The sequence below is a fragment of the Faecalibacterium sp. IP-1-18 genome, from assembly GCF_023347355.1.
Taxonomy (GTDB): Bacteria; Bacillota; Clostridia; order Oscillospirales; family Ruminococcaceae; genus Faecalibacterium; species Faecalibacterium prausnitzii.
The window spans coordinates 2,239,917-2,263,637 of record NZ_CP094472.1; the positions used below are offsets into that span (position 1 = coordinate 2,239,917).

Here is a 23,721-nt window from a genome sequence, read left to right on the forward strand (position 1 = left end):
ATGCGGCCCCGCTGCACTGTTATGCACAGTGCAGCGGGGCCGCTTTTTATTTTGAAATTCGATAATGCCCCACGATGTCGGTTCGTTTTTCCAGAATGTCCTGTTCGTAAGCTGTCTGCCATGGGTCATTGTGGTGAATGATATAAGGCACTCCGTTTTTATTTCGCCGGTCGGACACGATGCCGATATGTCTTTCAAAGATCACAATATCGCCGCCCTGCCATTCCTCTATTTCTGAGACATCTGTGGTCAGGGCAGCTGCTGTGTGTGCAAAAAACACCTTCAGGTTTCGTACCCGTCGGAAATCTATGTTTGCATCCGGTTCTTCCACCATATAATCCTGTGGCTGCTCCCGGATATCTGCGTCCACAAGCTCTTGTAGATCATATCCCGCATTCTTCAACGCATATGCAACTACATCGGTGCAAACGCCATAACCATCGTCAGGATAACCGGTCTCATAATAGCGGCTTTTGTATTTTGGATGTGTGCTCACATAGGCCAGTGCGCCGTTCAGAATATCCAACTGATCGTCTACGCCGTCATCATCCCGATCTACGCTACTATGAAACTGCGATATCCTGCCCCGATAATCGTCCTCCGGCCGGATTGCCGTGGTGCGCTGATAATGTGTCTGCACATTAAATACGATGCTGCAGAACAGTAAAAGCGCCAGTACCGCTATATAACGCTTTGCTGTATCCTTGCGGGTTCTGTCCGAACGCATATTCTCACCCCTTCCTGCTTTGAGGATACCAACTTTTTCCCTGTTCTGCAACCCCTTGGCATATAGCGCAACAAAAAAGCCCTGAGACTTTCATCTCAGAGCTCTTTGTTAAGTCGGCGACTACCTATTTTCACAAGCCGTTTCCAGCTAACTATCTTCGGCACAAGTAAGCTTAACTTCTGTGTTCGGAATGGGAACAGGTGGAACCTTACCGTCATCGACACCGACCAATTTGACTGAATCAGTATAACACATTTCTGTGCTTCTGTCCAGCATTTCTTAGAAGGACGTGCCTTCAAAACTGAATAATCACTGCTGACATTTTTTCGTTAACTTAAAAGTCTCAAGCGAATTGTGGTCAAGCCCTCGACCTATTAGTACACGCTTGCTGAATGGATCGCTCCACTTACACATCGTGCCTATCAACCTTGTAGTCTTCAAGGGGTCTTACTTGTTTGAAACAATGGGATATCTTATCTTTGGGTCGGCTTCACGCTTAGATGCTTTCAGCGTTTATCCGATCCGTACATAGTTGCCCAGCTATGCCCTTGGCAGAACAACTGGTGCGCCAGAGGTACGTCCGCTCCGGTCCTCTCGTACTAGGAACAGCTCCCATCAAATATCCTGCGCCCACGACAGATAGGGACCGAACTGTCTCACGACGTTCTGAACCCAGCTCGCGTACCGCTTTAATTGGCGAACAGCCAAACCCTTGGGACCGAATACAGCCCCAGGATGCGATGAGCCGACATCGAGGTGCCAAACCTCCCCGTCGATGTGGACTCTTGGGGGAGATCAGCCTGTTATCCCCAGGGTAACTTTTATCCGTTGAGCGATGGCATTTCCACTCACATACCACCGGATCACTAACTCCAACTTTCGTTACTGCTCGACCCGTCAGTCTCGCAGTTAGGCTCGCTTCTGCGTTTGCACTCTTTTGCTTGATTTCCGTTCAAGCTGAGCGAACCTTTGAACGCCTCCGTTACTCTTTAGGAGGCGACCGCCCCAGTCAAACTGCCCACCTAACAATGTCCCCCGCCTTGATTCAAAGGCGCAGGTTAGAATTCCAATATCGCAAGGATGGTATCCCAACGGCCACTCCACAAATGCCAAAGCACTTGTTTCCCTGTGTCCCATCTATCCTGTGCATGCAACATCGAAACCCAATATTAGGCTACAGTAAAGCTCCATGGGGTCTTTCCGTCTTGTCGCGGGTAACCGGCATCTTCACCGGTACTACAATTTCGCCGGGCGGGCTGTCGAGACAGTGCCCAAATCATTACGCCTTTCATGCGGGTCAGAACTTACCTGACAAGGAATTTCGCTACCTTAGGACCGTTATAGTTACGGCCGCCGTTCACTGGGGCTTCGATTCAATGCTTGCACATCTCCTCTTAACCTTCCAGCACCGGGCAGGCGTCAGCTCGTATACGTCATCTTTCGATTTAGCACAAACCTGTGTTTTTGGTAAACAGTTGCTTGGGCCGATTCTCTGCGGCTCCATCTCTGGAGCACCCCTTCTCCCGAAGTTACGGGGTCAATTTGCCGAGTTCCTTAACAACCCTTCTCCCGTTGGCCTTAGAATCTTCTTCCTACCTACCTGTGTCGGTTTGCGGTACGGGCACCGCAGAAATACACACAGCTTTTCTCGCCATCTTCCATCCCGGACTTCGGTACTAACTTCCCTCGATCGCTACCGGAACCAACACCCGGCTCCGAGACTTCAAATGTGTCCCTGTGCTTAACTCTTTTGGTGGTGACGGAATCTCTACCGTCTGTGCATCGGCTACGCCGTTAGGCCTCACCTTAGCTCCCGACTAACCTGGAGCGGACGAACCTTCCTCCAGAAACCTGAGGCTTTCGGCCATGCAGATTCTCACTGCATTCGCGCTACTCATTCCGGCATTCTCACTTCTATACACTCCACAGCCGCTTGCGCTACTGTTTCACCGCGTATACAACGCTCCCCTACCCAATACATTGCTGTATTGCCTAAGCTTCGGTGTCAGGTTTAGCCCCGTTAAATTCTCCGCGCAAAGACGCTCGACCAGTGAGCTATTACGCACTCTTTGAATGTGTGGCTGCTTCTGAGCCAACATCCTGGTTGTCTACGTATCTTCACATCGTTTTCCACTTAACCTGACTTTGGGACCTTAGCTGTAGATCTGGGCTGTTTCCCTTTTGACAATGACATTTATCTGACACTGTCTGACTCCCAAGCATCAATACTCTGGCATTCTGAGTTTGATAAGCTTCGCTAACCTCTCGGCCGCTAGGCTATTCAGTGCTTTACCTCCAGGTATCTAACTTGAGGCTAGTCCTAAAACTATTTCGGGGAGAACCAGCTATCTCCGGGTTCGATTGGAATTTCTCCGCTACCCACAGTTCATCCGCCGCCTTTTCAACGGAGGTCGGTTCGGTCCTCCATGGAATTTTACTTCCACTTCAACCTGACCATGGGTAGGTCACCCGGTTTCGGGCCCATTGTATGCAACTTAACGCCCTTTTCAAACTCGCTTTCGCTTCGGCTCCAGACCTTAAGTCCTTAACCTTGCTGCATACAATCGCTCGCCGGACCGTTCTACAAAAAGTACCCTATCACACATTGACGTGCTCTAGGTGCTTGTAGGCACAGGGTTTCAGGTTCTTTTTCACTCCCCTCCCGGGGTGCTTTTCACCTTTCCTTCACAGTACTATACGCTATCGGTCACTGGGTAGTATTTAGGGTTGGAGGGTGGTCCCCCCATATTCCGACCAGGTTTCACGTGTCTGGCCGTACTCTGGAACTCGCTCAGCTCTTGTCGTTTTCACCTACGTGGTTCTCACACTCTCTGACCGGCCTTCCCATGCCGTTCGGTTAACAACTCAAGTCCTAAAAGCAGTCCGTACCCCGGAAGTATTTCTACTTCCGGTTTGCCCTCTTCCGCGTTCGCTCGCCACTACTTACGGAATCTCGTTTGATGTCTCTTCCTCGCCCTACTTAGATGTTTCAGTTCAGGCGGTTCCCTCGATATACCTATTTTTAAGTTCAGTATAACGTACCTGAGTATGAACCCAGGTGAGTTTCCTCATTCAGAAATCTCCGGATCAATGCTTATTTGCAGCTCCCCGAAGCTTATCGCAGCTTATCACGTCTTTCATCGGCTCCCAGTGCCAAGGCATTCGCCCTGCGCCCTTGTTCGCTTGACCTTTCAAACGTTCTTTTGGAACATTTGGTATCCTCTTGATTCTCTCTTGCCAACGAAGATTATTGTTACCCTTCCTTTTGAAATTGTAATATTTCTTAAAAAAGAACTTACTATAATCTTTGTTTCGCAGTTATTATTCAGTTTTCAAGGTACGTCTTTGAGTGTCCTTTTCAGGGCCCTCAAAATCGAACAATATCTACTTAAACTTTAACTTGTCACCTGTTCCAATGACCGACCATCTTAGATGCTCTGTCATTGCCTGACTCCTTAGAAAGGAGGTGATCCAGCCGCAGGTTCTCCTACGGCTACCTTGTTACGACTTCACCCCAATCACCAGTTTTACCTTCGGCGGCGTCCTCCTTGCGGTTAGACTACCGACTTCGGGTCCCCCCGGCTCTCATGGTGTGACGGGCGGTGTGTACAAGGCCCGGGAACGTATTCACCGCAGCATGCTGATCTGCGATTACTAGCAATTCCGACTTCGTGCAGGCGAGTTGCAGCCTGCAGTCCGAACTGGGACGTTGTTTCTGAGTTTTGCTCCACCTCGCGGTCTTGCTTCTCTTTGTTTAACGCCATTGTAGTACGTGTGTAGCCCAAGTCATAAAGGGCATGATGATTTGACGTCATCCCCACCTTCCTCCGTTTTGTCAACGGCAGTCTGGCCAGAGTCCTCTTGCGTAGTAACTGACCATAAGGGTTGCGCTCGTTGCGGGACTTAACCCAACATCTCACGACACGAGCTGACGACAACCATGCACCACCTGTCTCTGCGTCCCGAAGGAAAAACATATTTCTATGTCCGTCGCAGGATGTCAAGACTTGGTAAGGTTCTTCGCGTTGCGTCGAATTAAACCACATACTCCACTGCTTGTGCGGGCCCCCGTCAATTCCTTTGAGTTTCAACCTTGCGGTCGTACTCCCCAGGTGGATTACTTATTGTGTTAACTGCGGCACTGAAGGGGTCAATCCTCCAACACCTAGTAATCATCGTTTACAGTGTGGACTACCAGGGTATCTAATCCTGTTTGCTACCCACACTTTCGAGCCTCAGCGTCAGTTGGTGCCCAGTAGGCCGCCTTCGCCACTGGTGTTCCTCCCGATATCTACGCATTCCACCGCTACACCGGGAATTCCGCCTACCTCTGCACTACTCAAGAAAAACAGTTTTGAAAGCAGTTCATGGGTTGAGCCCATGGATTTCACTTCCAACTTGTCTTCCCGCCTGCGCTCCCTTTACACCCAGTAATTCCGGACAACGCTTGTGACCTACGTTTTACCGCGGCTGCTGGCACGTAGTTAGCCGTCACTTCCTTGTTGAGTACCGTCATTATCTTCCTCAACAACAGGAGTTTACAATCCGAAGACCTTCTTCCTCCACGCGGCGTCGCTGCATCAGGGTTTCCCCCATTGTGCAATATTCCCCACTGCTGCCTCCCGTAGGAGTCTGGGCCGTGTCTCAGTCCCAATGTGGCCGTTCAACCTCTCAGTCCGGCTACCGATCGTCGCCTTGGTGGGCCATTACCTCACCAACTAGCTAATCGGACGCGAGGCCATCTCAAAGCGGATTGCTCCTTTTCCCTCTACCCGATGCCGGGTCGTGGGCTTATGCGGTATTAGCAGTCGTTTCCAACTGTTGTCCCCCTCTTTGAGGCAGGTTCCTCACGCGTTACTCACCCGTTCGCCACTCGCTTGAGAAAGTAAACCTCCTCTCGCTCGTTCGACTTGCATGTGTTAGGCGCGCCGCCAGCGTTCGTCCTGAGCCAGGATCAAACTCTTTATAAATGATATTTATCACTTAAAAGTGTTAAATCTTGTTTCGCTCAGCACGCAATCGCTTGCGTCCTGTGTGAATTACTTTTGTTTGGAATTGTTTACCGTGTTTTTCCAACACGAAAATAGGTTCCGTTACAAGTTCTTTCGATATTGTTCAATTTTCAAGGTCCTGTGCGCCTCAGCCTTTCGGCTGACAGCTTATTTATTTTATCACTTTCGTGATAAATTGTCAAGCACTTTTTTGAGAAGCTTTTGAACTTTTCTGAACTTGGAGCGCTTCAGGTTTCTCGGTATCAGCCGGAACTTTTCAGCGTCTATTGGTTCTTTTCAAGGGCTTCCTGCTGAGGCTTCAGAAGTCATTCTTTTGTCTCAGCGCTTGGCGCTCACATATAGTACCATATCGCAACTACTTTTGCAAGCCTTTTTTACATTTTTTTCGCCTTTTTTTGCGCTTTGTATACATCATCCAGTTTTTCGCTCGGTTTCAGGGGATGTTTTGACCTTTCTTCCACCATTTCTGCGCTAAAACAGCCGCCGCACAAAAAGTGCAGCGGCTGTTGCCTTGGGATTCAGTTCTTTTCTTCCTGCTTCATCTCCCGCAGGGTCAGCCAGACCGCTGCTGCCAACATCGGCAGCGCGGCGATCAGGCCAATGGGCATGGGTCCCAGTACATTATAATAGGCATCTGCAGGGGTGACCAGCACCTGCGGCAGTGCTGCAATGGCATTGAACGCGCCGTGCGCAATGGCAGGCACCCAGATGCTCTCCGTTTTCTCATAGAGGATATCCAACAGAGTGTTCAGGGCAAAGCAGACCACGCACCACACCACCAGACCCAGCAGGGGGGCACCCAAATAGTCGGTGCCGTACTCGTAGCCCACCAGCAGCATCAGCGGCCAATGCCAGATGCCCCACACAACGCCGCCCAGCAGGCGGCCATTCAGCAGACCGAACTGCTCCTTCAGGCGGGGCATCATGTAGCCGCGCCAGCCGACCTCCTCGCCCAGCGCGGGGAACATATTGATGGCCGGGGCAAGGAGCACCGCAAACAGGCCATTCTGCAACAGGTAGCCGAGGGTGGAGACCCCCAGCTGACTGCGCAGAGTCTGGGCGTCCATCTCGCCGCCGTAGGCGGCTACCAGCCAGCTGCCGGAAAAGTCCAGCCGGGAGGGGAACACCGCAAAATACAGCACCGCACCCAGCAGGGTGAGCACCGCCGGGCCGAACCATGCCGCCAGCCAGAACCGCCGCTTGCCCTGCACCTTCCAGCCAATGCCGGTAGGTTGGCGCAGAAAGGCCTTTTGCACCAGCAGAACCGCCAGCAGCGGGCAGAACATGGTAACGATGAGCGCCAGCTGATACAGCACAGCGTTATTCTGCTGCAAAAGTGCTATGCAGCCGCCGACCTGGCACAGCCACGCCATGCCGAAGGCGAACAGGAAGTACAGGCCGAAGCCCTGTTTTTCTTTTGCTGTCATACAAACTTCACCGCCGTTCCGTAAGCGATGACCTCTGCCGCGCCCTGCATGACGCTGGCAGAGGCGTATCGCATTCCCACAATGGCATCCGCGCCAAGGCTTTCCGCGTCCTTGACCATACGTCCGGTAGCGATCTGCCGCGCTTCGGTAAGCATCTCGGCATAGTCGGTCACTTCGCCGCCCACAAGGGTGCGGAAACCGGCCATCATGTCATGGCCGAGGTTGCGGCTCTGCACCGTGCTGCCCCGCACCACGCCCAGCGCTTCCAGCTTTTTGCCCGGGATTTCGTTAATAGTTACGATAAGCATCTTCTTCTCCCTTTCCGATCTCTTCGATCCGATCCAGCAGCACCTTCAGGGTGCCCACGATGCAGCCCGCCGGGATGCCGAACATCACCACCAGCAGCGGCAGCGGCGGGGCATCCTGCGGGTCGGTGTAAACTGCCCAGCCCATGGTGGCCATTATAAAGGCCATCATAGCCACAAAAAGGGCAGCACCAATGCAGGCGCCCCGAATGCGGCGGGTCTTTTGGTCGGTACGTTCAATGTTCACAAAGGTCACTCCCTGTTCTTCCCGTGCGGTCAGGCGCGCCAGCGTCTGTTCCACATCCAGTTGTTCCAGAGGGCCGTTCTCCTGTTGGAGCAGCGCGCAGAAGCCGATTGCTTCTTCCAAGTCGGCGCGGCGGCTGCGCAGACGTTCCAGCTGCAGGCTCATGCCCTCGGCCAGCGTGCACTGCCCTTCCAGCATCTCCCGGATCTCTGCCAGCGGCACGTCCAGCTTGCGCAGCAGCTTGATGCGGCGCAGGCGCTCCACGTCCGCCTGCGAGTAGCTGCGGTAGCCGTTGCCCGGCTCCCGGCTGGGGCTAATCAGCCCCTCCTCCTCGTAAAAGCGGATGTTCTTTTTGGTCACGCCGACGGCGGCTTCCACTTCGTTGATCTTCATGGGTCACGCCCCCCTCCTTACGGGAGTATTCTACACCTTCCACAAAGGGGAAGGTCAAGCCTTTTTGCAAAAAGAGCCGCCGCACAAGGTCGTACAGCAGCTCCTTCCTTTAAAAATAGCACTTGATCTGGAAACGGTCGGCGTTGTCCTGCTTTTTCTCCACCACGATATGCTCGTGGTTGAAGTCAAAGTGCACCGGGGTGCACAGGTCGGTGTTGCGGGTCAGGCGCAGCAGCTCCTGCACACGCTTCTTTTCCTCCGGCACATAGAACAGGTAGCTTACGCCCTCCTTTTTGGCGCGGCCGGTGCGGCCGATGCGGTGGGTGTAGTGCTCGTTCTCGCTGGGCACATCGTAGTTGATAACGGCATCCACGTCCGAGACGTCAATACCGCGGGCAGCCACATCCGTAGCCACCAGAATGGCCAGCTTGCCGTCCCGGAAGGCCTGCATGATCTGGTTGCGCTCCTTCTGGGAGAGGTCACCGTGCAGGCAGTCCACCGAGAAGCCCAGCCGTGCCAGTTGGTTTGCCAGCGTGGCGGTGTTGAACTTGGTATCGCAGAACACCATCACCCGCTTGTAGCCCTCGCCGATGATGATCTGTGCCAGATCCGACAGCTTGTTGCGACCGGAGGTTTCCAGCATATACTGGGTGATCTTGGGCTGGCTTTCCTCCCGGGGCTGCACGGTGATCTCCTCGGCGTTATGCTGGTACAGCCAGCCGATATCCATCACCTCACGGCTGATGGTGGCGGAGAACATGGACAGCGCCTTGCGTGCCTTCATCATCTCGATGATGTGGCGCACATCCTTATAAAAGCCCATGTTCAGCATCTCGTCGGCTTCGTCCAGCACGATCTGGGTCACATGGGAGATATCAATGCTGTGGTGTTTATAGTGGTCCATCAGCCGTCCCGGGGTAGCTACCACGATCTGGCAGCCCTCGGCCAGACGCTTTGCCTGCTTTTCCATATTGGCACCGCCGTACACACAGGCCACCTGCACCTCGGGCATAAAGTAGGTAAGGTTGGTCAGCTCCTCCGCGATCTGCTGGGCAAGCTCCCGGGTGGGTGCCATGATGACGGCCTGCGGATATTTATTTTCCGGCTGGATATGCTCCACCACCGGGATGCCGAAGGCACAGGTCTTACCGGTGCCGGTGGGTGCCTTGGCGATGACATCATGCCCGGCCAGCATGAGGGGGATGGTCTTTTCCTGAATCTCGGTCATTTCGGCAAAGCCCATGCGTTCCACAGCCTTGTGGATGGCTTCGCTGCACTGCAACTCGCTGTAAAGCATTTGGACAACTCCGTTCTTTGTGGCGTTTTTTCTCGTTGCAACAAGTATAGCATGAAATGCCGCGCTTGTCAGCAGAGAAACAAAAAGAACCGCACCCGGGGTCACGGGTACGGTTCTCATTATGCAGGGATCAGGCGGTCTCTTCCACGCTCTTCTTGCCGGCTTCCAGCTTCTGCTTGAAGCGGCCGCTGGCCTTGAAGCCGGGGATGGAGGTGGACTCCAGCTGGCTGGAGACCTTGGTCTTGGGGTTGGTGTAAGCCTTCGGCTTGCGGGGACGCATCTCAAAGCGGCCAAAGCCGGCGATGGTCACCTTTTCGTCAGCGCGCAGGCAGTCCGCGATCTGGTCAAACATTGCATCCATCGTGGTCTCGACCTGAGCTTCGGTAAAGCCGGTCTTGCGTGCCACGGTTTCGATCATCTGGGAACGGGTCATGTATCGATATCCTCCTGGAATGTCCAAAAGTAACGTCTTTTGGCAAATTTTGCGTTGTTGAGTATAACATATTTATCGTACTGTTTTCGATGGATTGCGCACGAAATGCAGTTTATTGCACACGAACCGTATTCAGTTCCGTGCACCCCGCACAAATACAGCGCCCACCGTTTCGGCAGGCGCTGTACAGAACTATTTTATGCGGGTCTCAGGGCTTATTTGCCGCGGTACAGAGTGGCGATATCCACCAGCGGGATGTTTGCCAGGCTGTGCTCGCTGCGCAGGCAGTCCACCAGAGAGGCGGCGGTGTCCACTGCGGTGATGCAGGGGATGCTCAGCTCCACGGCCTTGCGGCGCAGGCGGACGGAATCGCGCCGGGGGTCACGGCCCTTGGCGCTGGTGGAGAACACATAGTCCACCAGACCGCTCTGCAGCAGATCCACGATGTTGGGTGCCTCGCCGGAGATGTTGCGCACCTCGTTGCAGGGGACCATGTGCTTGTTGAGCCATGCACAGGTGCCGGAGGTACCGTAGAGCTTATAGCCCATATCCTTCAGCTTCCATGCAATATCCACGAACTCGGGCTTGTCGCTGTCCTTCACGGTGAAGATGCAACAGCTGCCCGGGCCGGGAGTCTTGAAGGTATAGCCTGCACCGATCAGACCCTTGAGCAGGGCGTCGTGGTAGTTGGGCGCAATACCCAGCACCTCGCCGGTGGACTTCATCTCGGGGCCGAACTGGGTATCCACGGCGTGCAGCTTTTCAAAGCTGAACACGGGCACCTTTACCGCCACATAGGGGGCGTTGGGGTGCAGACCGGTGCCGTAGCCCATATCCGTCAGCTTCTCGCCCAAGCAGCAGCGCACGGCCATATCCACCATGGGCACGCCGGTGACCTTGGAGATGTAAGGCACGGTACGGGAGGAGCGGGGGTTCACCTCGATGACGTACACACGGCCATGGGAGACGGCGTACTGCACATTGACCAGACCGGTGACATGCAGCTCGCGGGCAAAGCGACCGGTATAGTCCACCATGGTGTCGATCTCGTCCTGCGTCAGGTGCTGTGCCGGGTAGACACAGATGGAGTCGCCGGAGTGCACGCCGGTACGCTCTACCTGCTCCATGATGCCGGGGATCAGGAAGTTTTCGCCATCGCAGATGGCGTCCACCTCGCACTCGGTACCCATGATGTACTTATCCAGCAGCACCGGGTGATCCATGTCGACGTGCTCGGTGATAACGCCCATGTACTCGATGATATCTGCCTTGTTGTAGGCCACGATCATGTTCTGACCGCCCAGCACATAGGAGGGGCGCATCAGCACCGGCAGACCGATCTCCTCGGCAGCGGCCAGAGCCTCGTCCAGATTGAACACGGTACGGCCCGGGGCGCGGGGGATGTTGCAGCGCTCCAGCAGCTCGTCAAAGCGCTCGCGGTCCTCGGCCTCGTCGATGGCGTCCGCCGGGGTGCCCAGAATGGGCAGACCGATCTCGTCCATGTGCTTGGCCAGCTTGATGGCGGTCTGTCCGCCGAACTGCACCACGCAGGCATCCGGCTTTTCGGTGGCAATGATGTTGTCCACGCTCTCCGGGTTCAGCGGGTCGAAATACAGACGGTCGCCGGTGTCAAAGTCGGTGGAAACGGTCTCGGGGTTGTTGTTGACCAGAATGGCCTCGCAGCCGTTTTTCTTCAGAGTCCACACGCAGTGCACAGAGCAGTAGTCGAACTCGATGCCCTGACCAATGCGGATGGGGCCGGAGCCAAAGACCAGAACCTTCTTCTTTTTAGGCTCACCCTTGGCAGCGGTCTCGGCTTCCTTCTCGGCGATGAAGCTTGCAGCCTCGTTGTCGCCGTCGTAGGTGGAGTAGAAGTAGGGGGTGTTGGCAGAGAACTCGGCAGCGCAGGTATCCACCATCTTGAAGCCGGCGCGGTAGTTCTCCACGGGCAGGGTGTCCACCTTTGCCAGACGGCGGATGGTCTTATCCTGGAAGCCGTACTTCTTGGCAGTCTTGTACTGCTCCAGAGACAGCACACCGTTGCACTGTGCCAGACCCTTTTCCAAATCTGCCAGATGCTGCATCTTATCAAGGAACCACCAATCGATCTTGGTGATATCGTAGATGACCTTGTGGTCGATGCCGCGCTTCAGCGCCTCGTACACGCAGAACACGCGCTCGGCGTCCTGAACGTGCATGTGCTCCACCACTTCCTCGTCGGTCAGCTCCTCAAAGGGCTTGTGGGTCAGGGTGTCCATACCCAGCTCAATGGAGGAAACGGCCTTCATCATGGCGGCTTCGAAGCTGTTGCCGATGCTCATCACCTCGCCGGTAGCCATCATCTGGGTGCCCAGAGACTTGTCGGCGTAGACGAACTTATCGAACGGCCACTTCGGGTACTTGACCACGATGTAGTCCAGCGCAGGCTCGAAGCAGGCGCAGGTCTTGCCGGTGACATCGTTGGTGATCTCGTCCAGCGTGTAGCCGATGGCGATCTTGGTTGCCACCTTGGCAATGGGGTAGCCGGTAGCCTTGGAAGCCAGCGCGGAGGAACGGGACACACGGGGGTTGACCTCGATGACCGCGTAGTCGAAGCTGTCCGGCTTCAGGGCGAACTGGCAGTTGCAGCCGCCCTCGATGCCCAGCTCGGTGATGATATCCAGTGCGGCGGTACGCAGCATCTGGTACTCGTGGTCGGTCAGGGTCTGGGAGGGAGCCACGACCACCGAGTCGCCGGTGTGGATACCCACGGGGTCGAGGTTCTCCATGTTACATACGGTGATCACGTTGCCCTTGTGGTCGCGCATCACCTCGTACTCGATCTCTTTCCAGCCGGCGATGCACTTTTCCACCAGGATCTGATGGATGGGCGAAAGGCGCAGGCCGTTGGTGCCGATCTCGATCAACTTTTCGCGGGTCTCGCAGATGCCGCCGCCGGTGCCGCCCATGGTAAAGGCCGGGCGCACGATGACCGGGTAGCCGATGCGGTCGGCACAGTCCAGTGCGTCCTGCAGCGTCTCCACCACCTCAGAGGGGATGATGGGCTGGTGCAGCTTTTCCATGGTCTCCTTGAACAGCTCGCGGTCCTCGGCACGGTCGATGGTCTCGGGCTTGCAGGCCAGCAGACGGATGCCGGTGCGGTCCAGATAGCCGGAGCGTGCCAGCTCCATGGACAGGTTCAAGCCCATCTGACCGCCGAGGTTGGGCAGCACGGAGTCCGGCTTTTCGATATCCAGAATGCGCTCCACGACTTCCAGCGTCATGGGCTCAATATACACATGGTCGGCCACGTCCGGGTCGGTCATGATGGTAGCGGGGTTGGAGTTCAGCAGAACAGTCTCGATGCCCTCTGCTTTCAGGGCGCGGCAGGCCTGCGTGCCGGAGTAGTCAAACTCCGCAGCCTGACCAATGATGATAGGGCCGGAGCCAATGACCAGCACTTTTTTGATTCTGGGGTCCTTCGGCATTTCAGCGTGCCTCCTTTGCTGCTTTGACGTTGTTCAGGAAGCGGTCGAACAGGAATTCGGTGTCCTTGGGGCCGCCGTTTGCTTCCGGGTGGAACTGCACGGTAAAGCAGTTCCACTTTTTGTACTTGATGCCCTCGCAGGTGCCGTCGTTGGCGTTCACCTGTGCCACCTCGCCCATCTCGGCGGGCAGCTCCTCGCCCACGACCGCATAGCCGTGGTTCTGGCTGGTGATAAAGGTGCGGCCGGACTCAAAGTCGGTCACAGGCTGGTTGGCACCGCGGTGGCCGTACTTCAGCTTCATGGTCTTGGCACCGGCTGCCAGTGCGGACAGCTGGTGACCCAGACAGATGCCGAAGGTGGGGATGTTCAGCTCAAAGATGTGCTTGAGGTTCTCGATGACCTCCACAGGCTCGGCGGGGTCGCCGGGGCCGTTGGACAGCATGATGCCGTCCGGAGCAAGGGCTTTGATTTCCTCTGCCGTTGCAAAGGCGGGCATCACGGTCACCTTGCAGCCGCGCTTGACAAGGCAGCGCACGATGTTGCGCTTGCAGCCGTAGTGCATTAGCACGATATGGGTCTCGCCTTCCGGGTTGAACACCTCGGGGGCGGCGCAGGTCACGTTCTTTACAGCATCGGTCACGGCGTAGGCACGGATCTCGGCCAGCAGTGCCTCGGTCTCGGCCTTGTTGGCCGGGTCGGCGGGGTCAAAGGTGGTCAGGATGGCGCCGTTCATCACGCCGCTCTCCCGGATGATGCGGGTCAGGTGGCGGGTGTCGATGCCCTCGATGCCGATGGTATTGTTCTTTTTCAAAAAGCTGTCCAGCGTCTCCTCACAGCGCCAGTTGGAGGGGGTGGTACAGGCTTCGCGCACGATGTAGCCCTTTGCCCAGATGCGGTCGGACTCCATATCATCGTGGTTCATGCCGTAGTTGCCGATGAGGGGATAGGTCTGGGTGATGATCTGGCCGTAATAGCTGGGGTCGGTCAGGGTCTCCTGAAAGCCCACCATGCCGGTGGAGAACACCACCTCGCCCACGGTCACGCCCTGCGCGCCCACGGACTGTCCGGCAAAGACCATGCCGTTTGCCAAAAGAAGATATGCGTTCATAGTTTTCCTCGTTTCAACAAAAGCTTTCAGTTTACAGGGTCTGCTTTGCTTCCTGCTTCATCTTGCGGCTGCCCAGATGCACCAGCGGCAGCTTGCCCTCCTTGCAGATGGGGCACTCCTCCGGGGTATAGTTGGGCAGGTCCAGCTTCAGGGCGCTGGCCAGAATGGGAATGGGAGACGGAGCCTCGGGCTTGGTGCGGTCCACCACGCAGGTGATGCCAAGGCAGATGCCGCCGGCCTCTTCGATGACGCGCTTGGTCTCCAGAGAGGAGATGCCGGTGGTCACCACGTCCTCGGCGATGATGCACTTTTCGCCCGGGTGGATGGCAAAGCGCTTCAGGCACATCACGTTGTCCACGCGCTCGGTAAAGATGGCGCGCTTGCCGGTCTGGCGGGCCAGCTCGTAGGCGTACACGATGCCGCCCATGGCAGGGCCGACGATGACGTCCACATCCATCTCCTTGACCTTGTCAGCCACAGCCTTCATCACCTCGGCGCAGCGGTCCGGGTACTGCTGCAGATAAGCCATCTGGCAGTATGCGCCGGAGTGCCGGCCGGAGGACAGCAGGAAGTGACCCTCCAGAAATGCGTCACAGCTCTTCAGAATTTCAAGTGCTTCACTCATTGTACTTCTCCCTCTCTTTTCAGTGGTGTATATTCCTTTGGGTGGTATTGTACCACGCTTTTACACTATTTGCAAATTTATGCGCTAAGTTTTATTTTATGCGCATAATTGTAGATATTTTATGGATATATCAATTTTTATTCTGCATGACGGGCGCAGCCGCGGATCTCATCCAGCGTTTTCACGCCGTTCTTGTCCATCCATGCTGCCATCTCGTCCGCAATGGTCTCCATAGCGCGGGGGTTGGCAAAGTTTGCCGCGCCCACCTGCACTGCGGTGGCACCTGCCATGATGAACTCCAGTGCGTCACGGCCGGTGGCAATGCCGCCCAGACCCACCACCGGGATGTTCACGGCACCCACGGCCTGCCATACCATGCGCAGAGCGATGGGACGCACCGCCGGGCCGGACAGACCGGCAAAGATGTTATTGAACACCGGGCGGCGCTTTTCCAGATCAATGGCGCAGGCCTGGAAGGTGTTGGTCAGGCTGATAGCGTCCGCACCGGCGGCCTCCACAGCCTTGCACATCTCGGGGATGTTCTCGGCCTGCGGGCTCAGCTTGACCATCAGGGGCTTTTTGCAGGCAACGCGCACCATGCGCACCACCTCGCCGGCGGCTTCGGCTTTCACACCGTAGGCCATGCCGCCCACCTTGACGTTGGGGCAGGAGATGTTCAGCTCCACGATATCCACTGCGCTCTCGCTCAGCATCGCTGCGCCTTCCACATACTCTTCCTCGCTGTGGCCGCCAAGGTTTGCAATGGCCACCGTGCCGTACTTCTGCTTCAGTTCCAGCATCTCGGGCAGCTCCACGTCAATAAAGTGCTGCACGCCGGGGTTCTGCAGGCCGATGCTGTTGATGAGGCCGGAGGGGGTCTCCCACAGGCGCTCGCCCTTGTTGCCGTACTGGCCGTGCAGGGTAAGGCCCTTGCCGGAGATGCCGCCGATCTTTGCAAAATCGGCCAGTTCCTCGTACTCCACACCGTAGCCCACGGTGCCGGATGCGCCGATGACCGGGCTGTTCATCACAAAGCCCAGCAGGTTGGTTTTCAGGTCTGCCATCAGAAGAACACCTCCGTTGCGTCAAATACAGGGCCGTTCTTGCACACGCTCTTGCCCTCGCCGCCCTTGGTCTCGCAGGTGCAGCCAAGGCAGGCACCAATGCCGCAGGCCATCTTCTTTTCCATGCTTACAAAGCAGGGGGTGCCTTTTTCCGCACACAGGCAGGCGGCGTTCTTCATCATCACGGTGGGGCCGCACACCAGCACCACGTCGTAATCGGCGGGGTCGTACAGCTGGGTGACAAAGCCGTGGAAGCCCACCGCACCGGTGTCGGTGGACACCTTGACGAGGTTTGCGATCTCGCGGTACTCCTCCATGCAGTAGGGGGTGTCGCGGAAGCCGAAAAACACATCCGGCTTTACTCCGGCAGCGGCCAGCTCGCGGGTGAGCTGGAACATGGGCGCAGTGCCGATGCCGCCGCCCACCACGGCGATCTTTTTGTACTTGCTCACAATGTCCGGCACATCAAAGCCGTTGCCCATGGGGCCGGTGAGCTGGAAGGTATCCCGCTGCTTGAGCTGTGCCAGCTTTTCGGTGCCCTCGCCCACCACCTGATACAAAAACTCGATGGTGCTGCTGTCCGGGTTCCAGCGGTGCACGCTGATGGGGCGGGACAGGAAGGGCGCTTCGTCTGCGCCCCAGGAGCGCAGGGTGAAGAACTGGCCTGCGTGGGGGGCGTGGTCGCGGTCCGGCCACACCACGGTCAGCAGGCGGATGTCCGGGGCAATGACCTCATTGCGCAGGACGGTGGCTTCACAGCAGGCTGCACGCATGAGCAATGGCCTCCTTCATGTTCACACACTCGTTGTAAGCGGCCTCGTCAAAGGCAACGCCCGGCTGCTTTTTGTAAGCCAGCAGGATACCGCGGCTGGAGTTGACCACGCCGCCGTTGCCCTTGGTGAGGTACTGGGCGATATCCTCGGCCTTGCCGCCCTGTGCGCCGTAGCCGGGGATCAGGAAGAAGCTGTCCTGATACTTTGCGCGGATCTCGGTGGCCTCCTCGATGTGGGTGCCGCCGATGACCAAACCGATGGAGGAGTAGCCGTGCTCGCCCATGTAGTCCTTGCCCAGCGCGTTCAGCTTGTCGCCCACCAGATCGTAGACGTGGCGGCCGTCGGCCAGCTTCTCGTACTCAAAGTCCTTGGCACCGCCGTTGGAGGTGCGGCAGAGCACGAACATACCCTTGCCCTGCTTTTCGGCGTAGGGCAGGTAGGGGCTGATGGAGTCCAGACCCATGTAGGGTGCCAGCGTGACGAAATCGCTCTCAAAATCGCCGGTGAAGTGACCCATGGCGTACATCTCGGCGGTCTTGGCGATATCGCCGCGCTTGATGTCCGCAATCACCGGCACACCGGCCTCGCGCACAGCCTTCAGGGTGTCGGCGTAGGCCTTCATGCCCTCCATGCCCAGCGACTCATAGTAAGCGATCTGCACCTTGTAGCAGCCAGCCACAGCCTTGGTGGCATCAATGAGCTTCTTGTTGAAGCGCACGATGTTCTCGCCCTTGGTCAGGGTGCTGTCCACAAAATCGGCAGGCAGGTAGCTGAAATCGGTGTCCAGACCCACGCACACCGGGCCGCGGGCTTCCACAGCTTCGTACAGTTTGTCCATGTTCGTCATTTGGGTGTCCTCCTGTTTGTTCTCTGTTATATTAGGTATCGTTATATCGCATCTTGTAAGCGTCCTCGCCCTCTCAGCCTCACTTCGTTCGGCAGCTCTCCCAAAGGGAGAGCCAAGCCCCTTACCGTAAGGCTTTGCCTGAGAGGGTTTCGTTCTTTTTACTCCTCGGCCTGATAGGTGATCTTACCGGCCTTGATGGTGGCAAACACCTTGCCGTAGAGCTGTGCACCGTCAAAGGGGGTGTTGTGGCTCTTGGAGTGCAGCTTTTCCTTTTCCACCGTGTAGGGGGTGTCCAGATCCACCAGCACAAAGTCGGCATCGAAGCCCGGCTCCAGCTGACCCTTGGCAAGGCCCAGAATCTCGGCGGGGCGAGTGCTCATCAGGTGCACCAGCAGCTCCAGCGGCAGACCCTCCTGCTTGCAGAGCTTGGTATAGCACACGCCGAAGGCGGTCTCGCTGCCCACCATACCGGCCATGCCCTTCAGCTTGTCTTCTTCGGAGTGGGGTGCGTGGTCGGTGGCAATGGCGTCCACGATGCCGGTACGGATGCCCTCCACCAGCGCCTCCACGTCATCGGCGGTGCGGATGGGCGGGTTGACCCGGTAGTCGCAGGTGTCGTTGGTGAACCACAGGTGGTGGGGGGTCACCTCACAGGTGACCGGTGCACCCCGCAGCTTTGCCATGCGGATGGCGTCCAGCGCGCCCCGGGTGGACACATGGCACATGTGCAGCCGGGTCTGGTAGTACTCGCTCAGCCAGCAGTTGCGCACCGTCTCGATATCCTCGGCCAGACGGTAATCCCACGGGCTGATCTCCATATCCTCGGCGTGGCTCATGACCGTGATGTCCTTCTGGGTGCAGATGGCAAAAGCCCGTGCCATGGTGGCGTTATCCTGCACGCCGTGGCCATCCTCGGTGATGAACTTCACGCTGGCGGGCAGGGTCTTGAGGTGGTCGATGCTCACACCGTCAAAGTTCTCGGTGATGGAGACGGTCTGGTTTGCATCGCACAGCCCCACCTCGGCAGCCTTCTGCTCCACCATCATGGCCTGTGCGGCAGAGGAGCAGACGGGCTTGGTGTTGGGCATCAGGTTTACAAAGGTGTAGCCACCGGCAGCAGCGGCACGGCTGCCGGTCTCGATATCCTCCTTGTACTCAAAGCCCGGGGTGCGCCAGTGGCAGTGCAGGTCCACAAATGCGGGCAGCACAGTCAGCCCACCGGCATCCACCACCGTCTCGTTCTCGGCGGCAAGGGCGGAAAGATCCTGCCCTACGGCAGCGATTTTGCCATCCTTTACATAGATCTCGAGCGGCCGTCCCTCGGTGTTCACAGCGTTTGTCAGCAGCATCGCGGTTCCCTCCTGTAATGATATTTTTGTGTGTCAGGCGCCCGAAAACGGGCAAAAAAAAACTTTTCCCCGCAAAGGGAAAAGCTCATTGCGCAAAAAAAGGAAACAACGAAGCCACGGCAAAACCGGACGCGAACTGCTTGTTCAGTTTCGGGTTCTGGGCGCTGCACAGCATGGTGTTTCTCCTTTTCTTGATGGTTGCGTTTTCATTCGTATTATTTTATCATAGAACCGCAAAATGTGTCAATGGCTGTGCGCAAAAACAGGTGCTAAAAGGTTTCTGGTATCTCTCGCCGAATTTTGGACACTCTACCCAAAACCCGAGTCACGCGGCAAAATAACTGCCATTTTGTTCCACAATCCCTAGTGCAGCACTGTACTTTCGTCTCCTGCTGTGCTATTATAATACGGTAAAAGGGAGAGCCCCGCCGCGTGGGCGGGTGTTTATGGGAAAGAGAGGTTTTCCGCATGGGTTTACTTGAGGACGCGCGGAACATCCAGCGCAAGGACCCCGCCGCACGCAGCGTGCTGGAGGTAATGCTGCTGTACCCGGGATTCCACATTCTGGTGTACCACCGCATTGCGCACTGGCTGTACCAGCACAAGCACTTTTTTCTGGCACGATGGGTCAGCCAGCATGGCCGCCACCGCACCGGCATCGAGATCCACCCGGGTGCCACCATCGGCAAGTGTCTGTTTATCGACCACGGCATGGGCATCGTGTTCGGCGAGACCTGCGAGATCGGGGATAACTGCACCATCTACCACGGGGTAACGCTGGGCGGTACCGGCAAGGATACCGGCAAACGCCACCCCACCTTGGGCAACAACGTGCTTATCGGCGCGGGCACCAAGGTGCTGGGCCCGGTGTTCATCGGGGATAACGCCCGCATCGGTGCGGGCAGCGTGGTGCTGCGCAACCTGCCCGCTAACTGCACCGCCGTGGGCGTACCCGCCGAGGTAGTGCGTATCAACAACAAGGCGGTGAACCCCGCCGACGATCTGGACCAGCAGGATCTGCCGGACATCGTCTCGCAGCGGCTCACCGATCTGGACCGCCGCCTGAGCCAGCTGGAAAAGGCCGCGCAGGGCGATATCCCGCCCACTGCCGCACAGATCGCCGCCCGGCAGCGGAAATAAAAGATTTCTTTGAAAAAAAGAGGAGACAGGCTTCCCGGAAAGGTCGCCTGTCTCTTTTTTTGTTGTCAGCTGCGGTTATAACACCGGCTCACCGTTTTCTTTATTGCAATACATCCGGGCATCGGCCTGCCGGATGGCCTCGGTCAAGGGCTGCACATTGCACACGCCGCCAATGCTTACCGAAAGCCGGAGCTCCGGGTGGCTGGGCACCCGCGCTGCCTGCACAGCGTTCTGCACTCGTCGGATGACGCTTTCTACGCCGTCAGGGCAGTTCTGGGGCATCAGCAGCAGAAATTCATCGCCGCCATAGCGGATCAGGATATCAGTCTGACGCAGACAGCTCTGCATGGCTGCGGCCACGGTCTGCAATGCTTCGTCTCCCACCAGATGTCCAAAGCTGTCGTTGACCGACTTGAACTGGTTCACATCGATCATCGCCACACCGCCGTGCATCTCGCCCCCGGCAAGGAACTTATCAAAATAGCGGCGGGTGTAGGCTCCGGTCAGGGGGTCTACGAAGGCGCTGCGCTCCATGCCGTTGCAGCGGTCCAGCAGCAGCCGGTGGCCGCCCATATCCAGCCAGCGGCCATCCGTCAGCCGGGTGACCAGTTCCAGCATACAGCCCCTGCCGCCTACCTCGATATACTTGGAAATGACAAAATAGGCTTCCTCGTCCTTGAACTCGATCTTATTCAGGATGGTCTTGCGGGCATAGGCCTTGGCGGAAATGCAGTTTTCGCACCGGGTATCCTTGTTCCATACCATGTGGCAATTGCCGGGCTTTTCGGTCAGGATGCCGTCACTGTCCAGCGCAAGCACCTTGCGGTGCTCCGGGTCTACCAGACGCACCACATCAAAGATGCCCTGCAGCCGCCGTAGGAACCGGGCGGGATCTTCCTCCGGGTCGATGGCGGTCAGCAGCTCTGCCTGATGCTCCACGCGGTGCTGTTCATCGGTGAGGTGCCCCAGCACGTTCACGCAGCGGCGCACCCCGGCACCGCTCCAGATGGTATGCAGCGCCATCCGGTGCAGGTGCGGCTTCCCATCTCGCTGCACCATGACCGGCAGCACCACGTCCGGCGCTTCCGGCGTGGCGCGGCTGATGGCCTTGGAAAGCTTGCGCCGATCCTGCTCGTTCAAAAAGCCAAGTCCCTTGCCCTGCGCAAAATCGGTTACCGTTTTTTGCTGCAAGGGCTCGGCATGGTAGTCATACACGGTCACGCTGCCAGCCAGCAGGTCGTAGTCGAACCGGATGCCGCCGCACTGGGCGGCGTAGAAATCCGTGCGTTCCTTTTCCTGCTCCAGCAGCAGCTGGGAGTGGTTCTCCCGGGGCAGCGCCTCCCGGTGCAAAATCTCCTCGGAAAGGCGGTGGGTCTCCTGCCGGAAGCCCCTGTCCCACTCCGAGCGGGTCAGCTCGGTGCGCAGCTGTTCCGAGGACTCTCGCAGGCAGTCCAGCAGCAGCGGGTTGAACGCGCCGCACTCGCCGTTCAGGATCATGCGCAGCGCGGTGTCGTGGTCGTAGGCGTGCTTATAGCAGCGCTCGCTGGTCAGGGCGTCGTACACGTCCGCCAGTGCCACCACCTGCGCCGCAATGGGAATCTCATCCCCTTTCAGCCGGTCGGGGTAGCCATTGCCGTCCCAGCGCTCGTGGTGCCAGCGACAGATGGCGTGCGCCACCTGCAAAAGCGGCTCGTCCCGCGCAATCGCCTGTCCCAGATCCTGCAACATCTGTGCGCCCGCCACGGTATGGTTCTTGATAATGGCAAACTCCTCGGCAGTCAGGCGGCCGGGCTTGTTCAGGATCTCCTCCGGGATGACGATCTTGCCGATATCATGCAGCGCCGAAGCGGTGCTGATGAGGGCGATATCGCTTTCGTCCAGCTGATAACGATCAGTCTTTTGCACCAGCTGATGCAAAAGCAGGTCGGTCAGGGTGCGGATGTGCAGGACATGCAGCCCGCTTTCGCTGTTGCGGAACTCCACCACATGGCTCAGGATGCTGATCATCAGCACGCTGTTGTGCTCTTTTTCGTACACCTGATCGGTAACAAGGCGGGTGAGCCGCTTTTGCTTGGCGTACAGCATGAGGATATTCTTCACCCGGCGCAGGATCATAATCCGCTCGAAGGGGCGGCGGATATAGTCTGCCACACCCAGATCATAGGCACGCTCAATGTTGGCGGTATCCTCTGCCGCCGAAATGACGATGACCGGGATCTCGTCCAGCCATGTGTGATACTTCATCACCCGCAGCACGTCAAAGCCATCCATGCCCGGCATCATCAGGTCCAGCAGCAGCAGGGAGATATCCGTGCGCTGCCGCATCAGTTCCACTGCCGCTGCGCCATCCTCCGCCTCCAGATAGTCATAGCCATCGCCCAGTATCTCCTTGAGCAGGGCACGGTTGATCTCGGAATCATCCGCGATCAGGATCTTCGGTTTCTCGTTCATGGCCATGTTTCTCCTTTTGCGGCGCATCCATCTGCTCCGGCTTTGTTCCGGGTACGCTGCTTGCACTGACCGGATACAGCGGGCTTTCCCCGGCATCCGCTTTTTTTACATTCATTTATACTTTACTGGATTTTACAGCAAAATGCAAGGCTGCGTGCAACATTTCTGCCTTTTCCGGTATTTTCTGCAAACGTTTTCATTCCCGGTTGTATAAATGCAATCCAATTTTTACAGTACCCTTTGCAAACGTTGTTCGAAAGCAAGCCGTTTGTCGTTACAGCCCTTCCTGTGAAAATGCGGTTGCCGCGCTCCGCAGAGCGCGGCAACCGCGAAATATAAACCTTATTTCCGCTGATGATGCGCAGAGCAAAGCGGAGCGCATTTCAAATCGTCCCACGCAGAAAGAAAAAGGACTGCTGCGCAAAACACGCAGCAGTCCTTTTAAGATTCATTCTTGGGGCATCATGGCATCGAACCAGCCCATCAGCTCCGCAGCCATCTGTTCCAGCCGGGTCTCCGGCTGCCATGCAGGCTGTGCAGGCTCCGGGGGCAGTGCCTGTTCCGGGGCGCAGAGGCTTTCTTCCGTTTCCGGTGCAGGCTGTTCCGGTGCAGCCTCGCACTGCGGCACAGCCTCGGGGGCTGTATCCGGCTGCGCAGGTGTTTCCGGGGCGGTCTGCTGCATGGCGGCAAGAGCAGCCTCGGCTCTGCGGCAGGCGGCTTCGGCCTTTTCTGCCCGGGCATTGGCCTGTTCCAGCTGCTCCCACGCCTGCTCACAGGCGGCTTCCAGCTCTGCATTATCGTGCTTGAGGGCAAGCAGGGTGCGCTCAAAGGCGAACATCCGGGTCTGATACCGGCGCACCTCGGCGCGTGCCGCAGCCAGCTTGCGGCTCAGCTGCTCTGCCTGTGCCCGGGCGCTTTCCGCCTGTGCTGCGGCAGATGCCTGTACAGCGGCCTGCCGGGCAAATTGTCCGCGCAGGGCACCGGTCTCCCGCTCTGTCTGCACCATGATGCCCTCCCATGCACACCTTGCACGGGGCTTTCGCTGACCGCATGGGCGCA

General features: G+C 57.2%; 16 protein-coding genes and 3 rRNA genes. 1 reads left to right on the forward strand and 18 read right to left on the reverse strand.

The genetic code is table 11. The annotated features are described in order from the left end of the window. Nucleotides 1-46: 46 nt before the first annotated feature. The 16 genes from MTP43_RS10665 to MTP43_RS10740 form a co-directional block, all read right to left on the reverse strand. A complete protein-coding gene (locus tag MTP43_RS10665; protein ID WP_015536863.1) occupies nt 47-727 on the reverse strand; it encodes a DUF1287 domain-containing protein in 681 nt (226 codons plus the stop codon). Nucleotides 728-838: 111 nt separating this feature from the next. Beyond that, a 5S ribosomal RNA gene (rrf, locus tag MTP43_RS10670) occupies nt 839-955 on the reverse strand. A 126-nt stretch (nt 956-1,081) separates the two neighbouring features. Continuing rightward, nucleotides 1,082-3,916: ribosomal RNA gene (locus MTP43_RS10675) — 23S ribosomal RNA — on the reverse strand. Nucleotides 3,917-4,186: 270 nt separating this feature from the next. After that, nucleotides 4,187-5,697, reverse strand: a 16S ribosomal RNA gene (locus MTP43_RS10680). The 16S, 23S and 5S rRNA genes sit together here, the layout of an rRNA operon. 560 nt (nt 5,698-6,257) lie before the next feature. Beyond that, nucleotides 6,258-7,166, reverse strand: a complete 909-nt coding sequence (locus tag MTP43_RS10685) for a CPBP family intramembrane glutamic endopeptidase (RefSeq protein WP_113620856.1) — start codon at nt 7,164-7,166, stop codon at nt 6,258-6,260. Next, nucleotides 7,163-7,474 (reverse strand): heavy metal-binding domain-containing protein, encoded by a 312-nt coding sequence (locus MTP43_RS10690; RefSeq protein ID WP_113620855.1) that lies wholly within the window; start codon nt 7,472-7,474, stop codon nt 7,163-7,165. The genes MTP43_RS10685 and MTP43_RS10690 overlap by 4 nt, the downstream gene beginning before the upstream one ends. Next, nucleotides 7,455-8,108, reverse strand: a complete 654-nt coding sequence (locus MTP43_RS10695; RefSeq protein ID WP_113620854.1) for a MerR family transcriptional regulator — start codon at nt 8,106-8,108, stop codon at nt 7,455-7,457. Before MTP43_RS10695 ends, MTP43_RS10690 begins: the two co-directional genes overlap by 20 nt. Nucleotides 8,109-8,217: 109 nt before the next feature. Next, nucleotides 8,218-9,405 carry a DEAD/DEAH box helicase gene (locus MTP43_RS10700; RefSeq protein ID WP_015537546.1) on the reverse strand — a complete coding sequence of 396 codons (1,188 nt, stop codon included), beginning with the start codon at nt 9,403-9,405 and terminating at the stop codon, nt 8,218-8,220. Nucleotides 9,406-9,535: 130 nt separating this feature from the next. Beyond that, nucleotides 9,536-9,838: an HU family DNA-binding protein gene (locus MTP43_RS10705; RefSeq protein WP_005920451.1), complete on the reverse strand. Its 303-nt coding sequence runs from the start codon at nt 9,836-9,838 to the stop codon at nt 9,536-9,538. A gap of 215 nt (nt 9,839-10,053) precedes the next feature. Next, entirely contained in the window at nt 10,054-13,305 is a 3,252-nt protein-coding gene (gene carB / locus MTP43_RS10710; RefSeq protein WP_249234808.1) for a carbamoyl-phosphate synthase large subunit, read from the reverse strand. A 1-nt stretch (nt 13,306) separates the two neighbouring features. Then, nucleotides 13,307-14,413, reverse strand: coding sequence for a carbamoyl phosphate synthase small subunit (locus MTP43_RS10715; protein ID WP_117949688.1), 1,107 nt, complete (start codon nt 14,411-14,413; stop codon nt 13,307-13,309). Nucleotides 14,414-14,444: 31 nt separating this feature from the next. Then, nucleotides 14,445-15,038 carry an orotate phosphoribosyltransferase gene (gene pyrE, locus MTP43_RS10720; protein WP_005920457.1) on the reverse strand — a complete coding sequence of 198 codons (594 nt, stop codon included), beginning with the start codon at nt 15,036-15,038 and terminating at the stop codon, nt 14,445-14,447. A gap of 137 nt (nt 15,039-15,175) precedes the next feature. Then, nucleotides 15,176-16,102, reverse strand: a complete 927-nt coding sequence (locus MTP43_RS10725; RefSeq protein ID WP_249234809.1) for a dihydroorotate dehydrogenase — start codon at nt 16,100-16,102, stop codon at nt 15,176-15,178. Then, nucleotides 16,102-16,875, reverse strand: a complete 774-nt coding sequence (locus tag MTP43_RS10730) for a dihydroorotate dehydrogenase electron transfer subunit (protein ID WP_249234810.1) — start codon at nt 16,873-16,875, stop codon at nt 16,102-16,104. Before MTP43_RS10730 ends, MTP43_RS10725 begins: the two co-directional genes overlap by 1 nt. Then, complete coding sequence (pyrF, locus tag MTP43_RS10735; protein WP_055186832.1) at nt 16,856-17,722, reverse strand: orotidine-5'-phosphate decarboxylase; 867 nt, start codon at nt 17,720-17,722, stop codon at nt 16,856-16,858. The genes MTP43_RS10730 and pyrF overlap by 20 nt, the downstream gene beginning before the upstream one ends. A 158-nt stretch (nt 17,723-17,880) precedes the next feature. Beyond that, a complete protein-coding gene (locus MTP43_RS10740) occupies nt 17,881-19,071 on the reverse strand; it encodes a dihydroorotase (protein WP_005920465.1) in 1,191 nt (396 codons plus the stop codon). A 468-nt stretch (nt 19,072-19,539) separates the two neighbouring features. Between MTP43_RS10740 and epsC the strand changes: the two genes are divergently transcribed. Then, entirely contained in the window at nt 19,540-20,211 is a 672-nt protein-coding gene (gene epsC / locus MTP43_RS10745) for a serine O-acetyltransferase EpsC (RefSeq protein ID WP_005920469.1), read from the forward strand. Nucleotides 20,212-20,286: 75 nt separating this feature from the next. Here the strand turns inward: epsC and MTP43_RS10750 are convergent, their stop codons facing one another. Continuing rightward, nucleotides 20,287-22,662 (reverse strand): diguanylate cyclase domain-containing protein, encoded by a 2,376-nt coding sequence (locus MTP43_RS10750; RefSeq protein WP_015537540.1) that lies wholly within the window; start codon nt 22,660-22,662, stop codon nt 20,287-20,289. Between the two features lie 448 nt (nt 22,663-23,110). Continuing rightward, a complete protein-coding gene (locus MTP43_RS10755) occupies nt 23,111-23,668 on the reverse strand; it encodes a hypothetical protein (RefSeq protein ID WP_005920473.1) in 558 nt (185 codons plus the stop codon). Nucleotides 23,669-23,721 lie beyond the last annotated feature (53 nt).

What these genes read in the sequence shown, in the direction of transcription:
- MTP43_RS10665 (WP_015536863.1), bottom strand. Translation starts at nt 727, where the DNA reads ATGCGTTCGGACAGAACCCGCAAGGATACAGCAAAGCGTTATATAGCG.
- MTP43_RS10685 (WP_113620856.1), bottom strand. Translation starts at nt 7,166, where the DNA reads ATGACAGCAAAAGAAAAACAGGGCTTCGGCCTGTACTTCCTGTTCGCC.
- MTP43_RS10690 (WP_113620855.1), bottom strand. Translation starts at nt 7,474, where the DNA reads ATGCTTATCGTAACTATTAACGAAATCCCGGGCAAAAAGCTGGAAGCG.
- MTP43_RS10695 (WP_113620854.1), bottom strand. Translation starts at nt 8,108, where the DNA reads ATGAAGATCAACGAAGTGGAAGCCGCCGTCGGCGTGACCAAAAAGAAC.
- MTP43_RS10700 (WP_015537546.1), bottom strand. Translation starts at nt 9,405, where the DNA reads ATGCTTTACAGCGAGTTGCAGTGCAGCGAAGCCATCCACAAGGCTGTG.
- MTP43_RS10705 (WP_005920451.1), bottom strand. Translation starts at nt 9,838, where the DNA reads ATGACCCGTTCCCAGATGATCGAAACCGTGGCACGCAAGACCGGCTTT.
- carB (WP_249234808.1), bottom strand. Translation starts at nt 13,305, where the DNA reads ATGCCGAAGGACCCCAGAATCAAAAAAGTGCTGGTCATTGGCTCCGGC.
- MTP43_RS10715 (WP_117949688.1), bottom strand. Translation starts at nt 14,413, where the DNA reads ATGAACGCATATCTTCTTTTGGCAAACGGCATGGTCTTTGCCGGACAG.
- pyrE (WP_005920457.1), bottom strand. Translation starts at nt 15,038, where the DNA reads ATGAGTGAAGCACTTGAAATTCTGAAGAGCTGTGACGCATTTCTGGAG.
- MTP43_RS10725 (WP_249234809.1), bottom strand. Translation starts at nt 16,102, where the DNA reads ATGGCAGACCTGAAAACCAACCTGCTGGGCTTTGTGATGAACAGCCCG.
- MTP43_RS10730 (WP_249234810.1), bottom strand. Translation starts at nt 16,875, where the DNA reads ATGCGTGCAGCCTGCTGTGAAGCCACCGTCCTGCGCAATGAGGTCATT.
- pyrF (WP_055186832.1), bottom strand. Translation starts at nt 17,722, where the DNA reads ATGACGAACATGGACAAACTGTACGAAGCTGTGGAAGCCCGCGGCCCG.
- MTP43_RS10740 (WP_005920465.1), bottom strand. Translation starts at nt 19,071, where the DNA reads ATGCTGCTGACAAACGCTGTGAACACCGAGGGACGGCCGCTCGAGATC.
- epsC (WP_005920469.1), top strand. Translation starts at nt 19,540, where the DNA reads ATGGGTTTACTTGAGGACGCGCGGAACATCCAGCGCAAGGACCCCGCC.
- MTP43_RS10750 (WP_015537540.1), bottom strand. Translation starts at nt 22,662, where the DNA reads ATGAACGAGAAACCGAAGATCCTGATCGCGGATGATTCCGAGATCAAC.
- MTP43_RS10755 (WP_005920473.1), bottom strand. Translation starts at nt 23,668, where the DNA reads ATGGTGCAGACAGAGCGGGAGACCGGTGCCCTGCGCGGACAATTTGCC.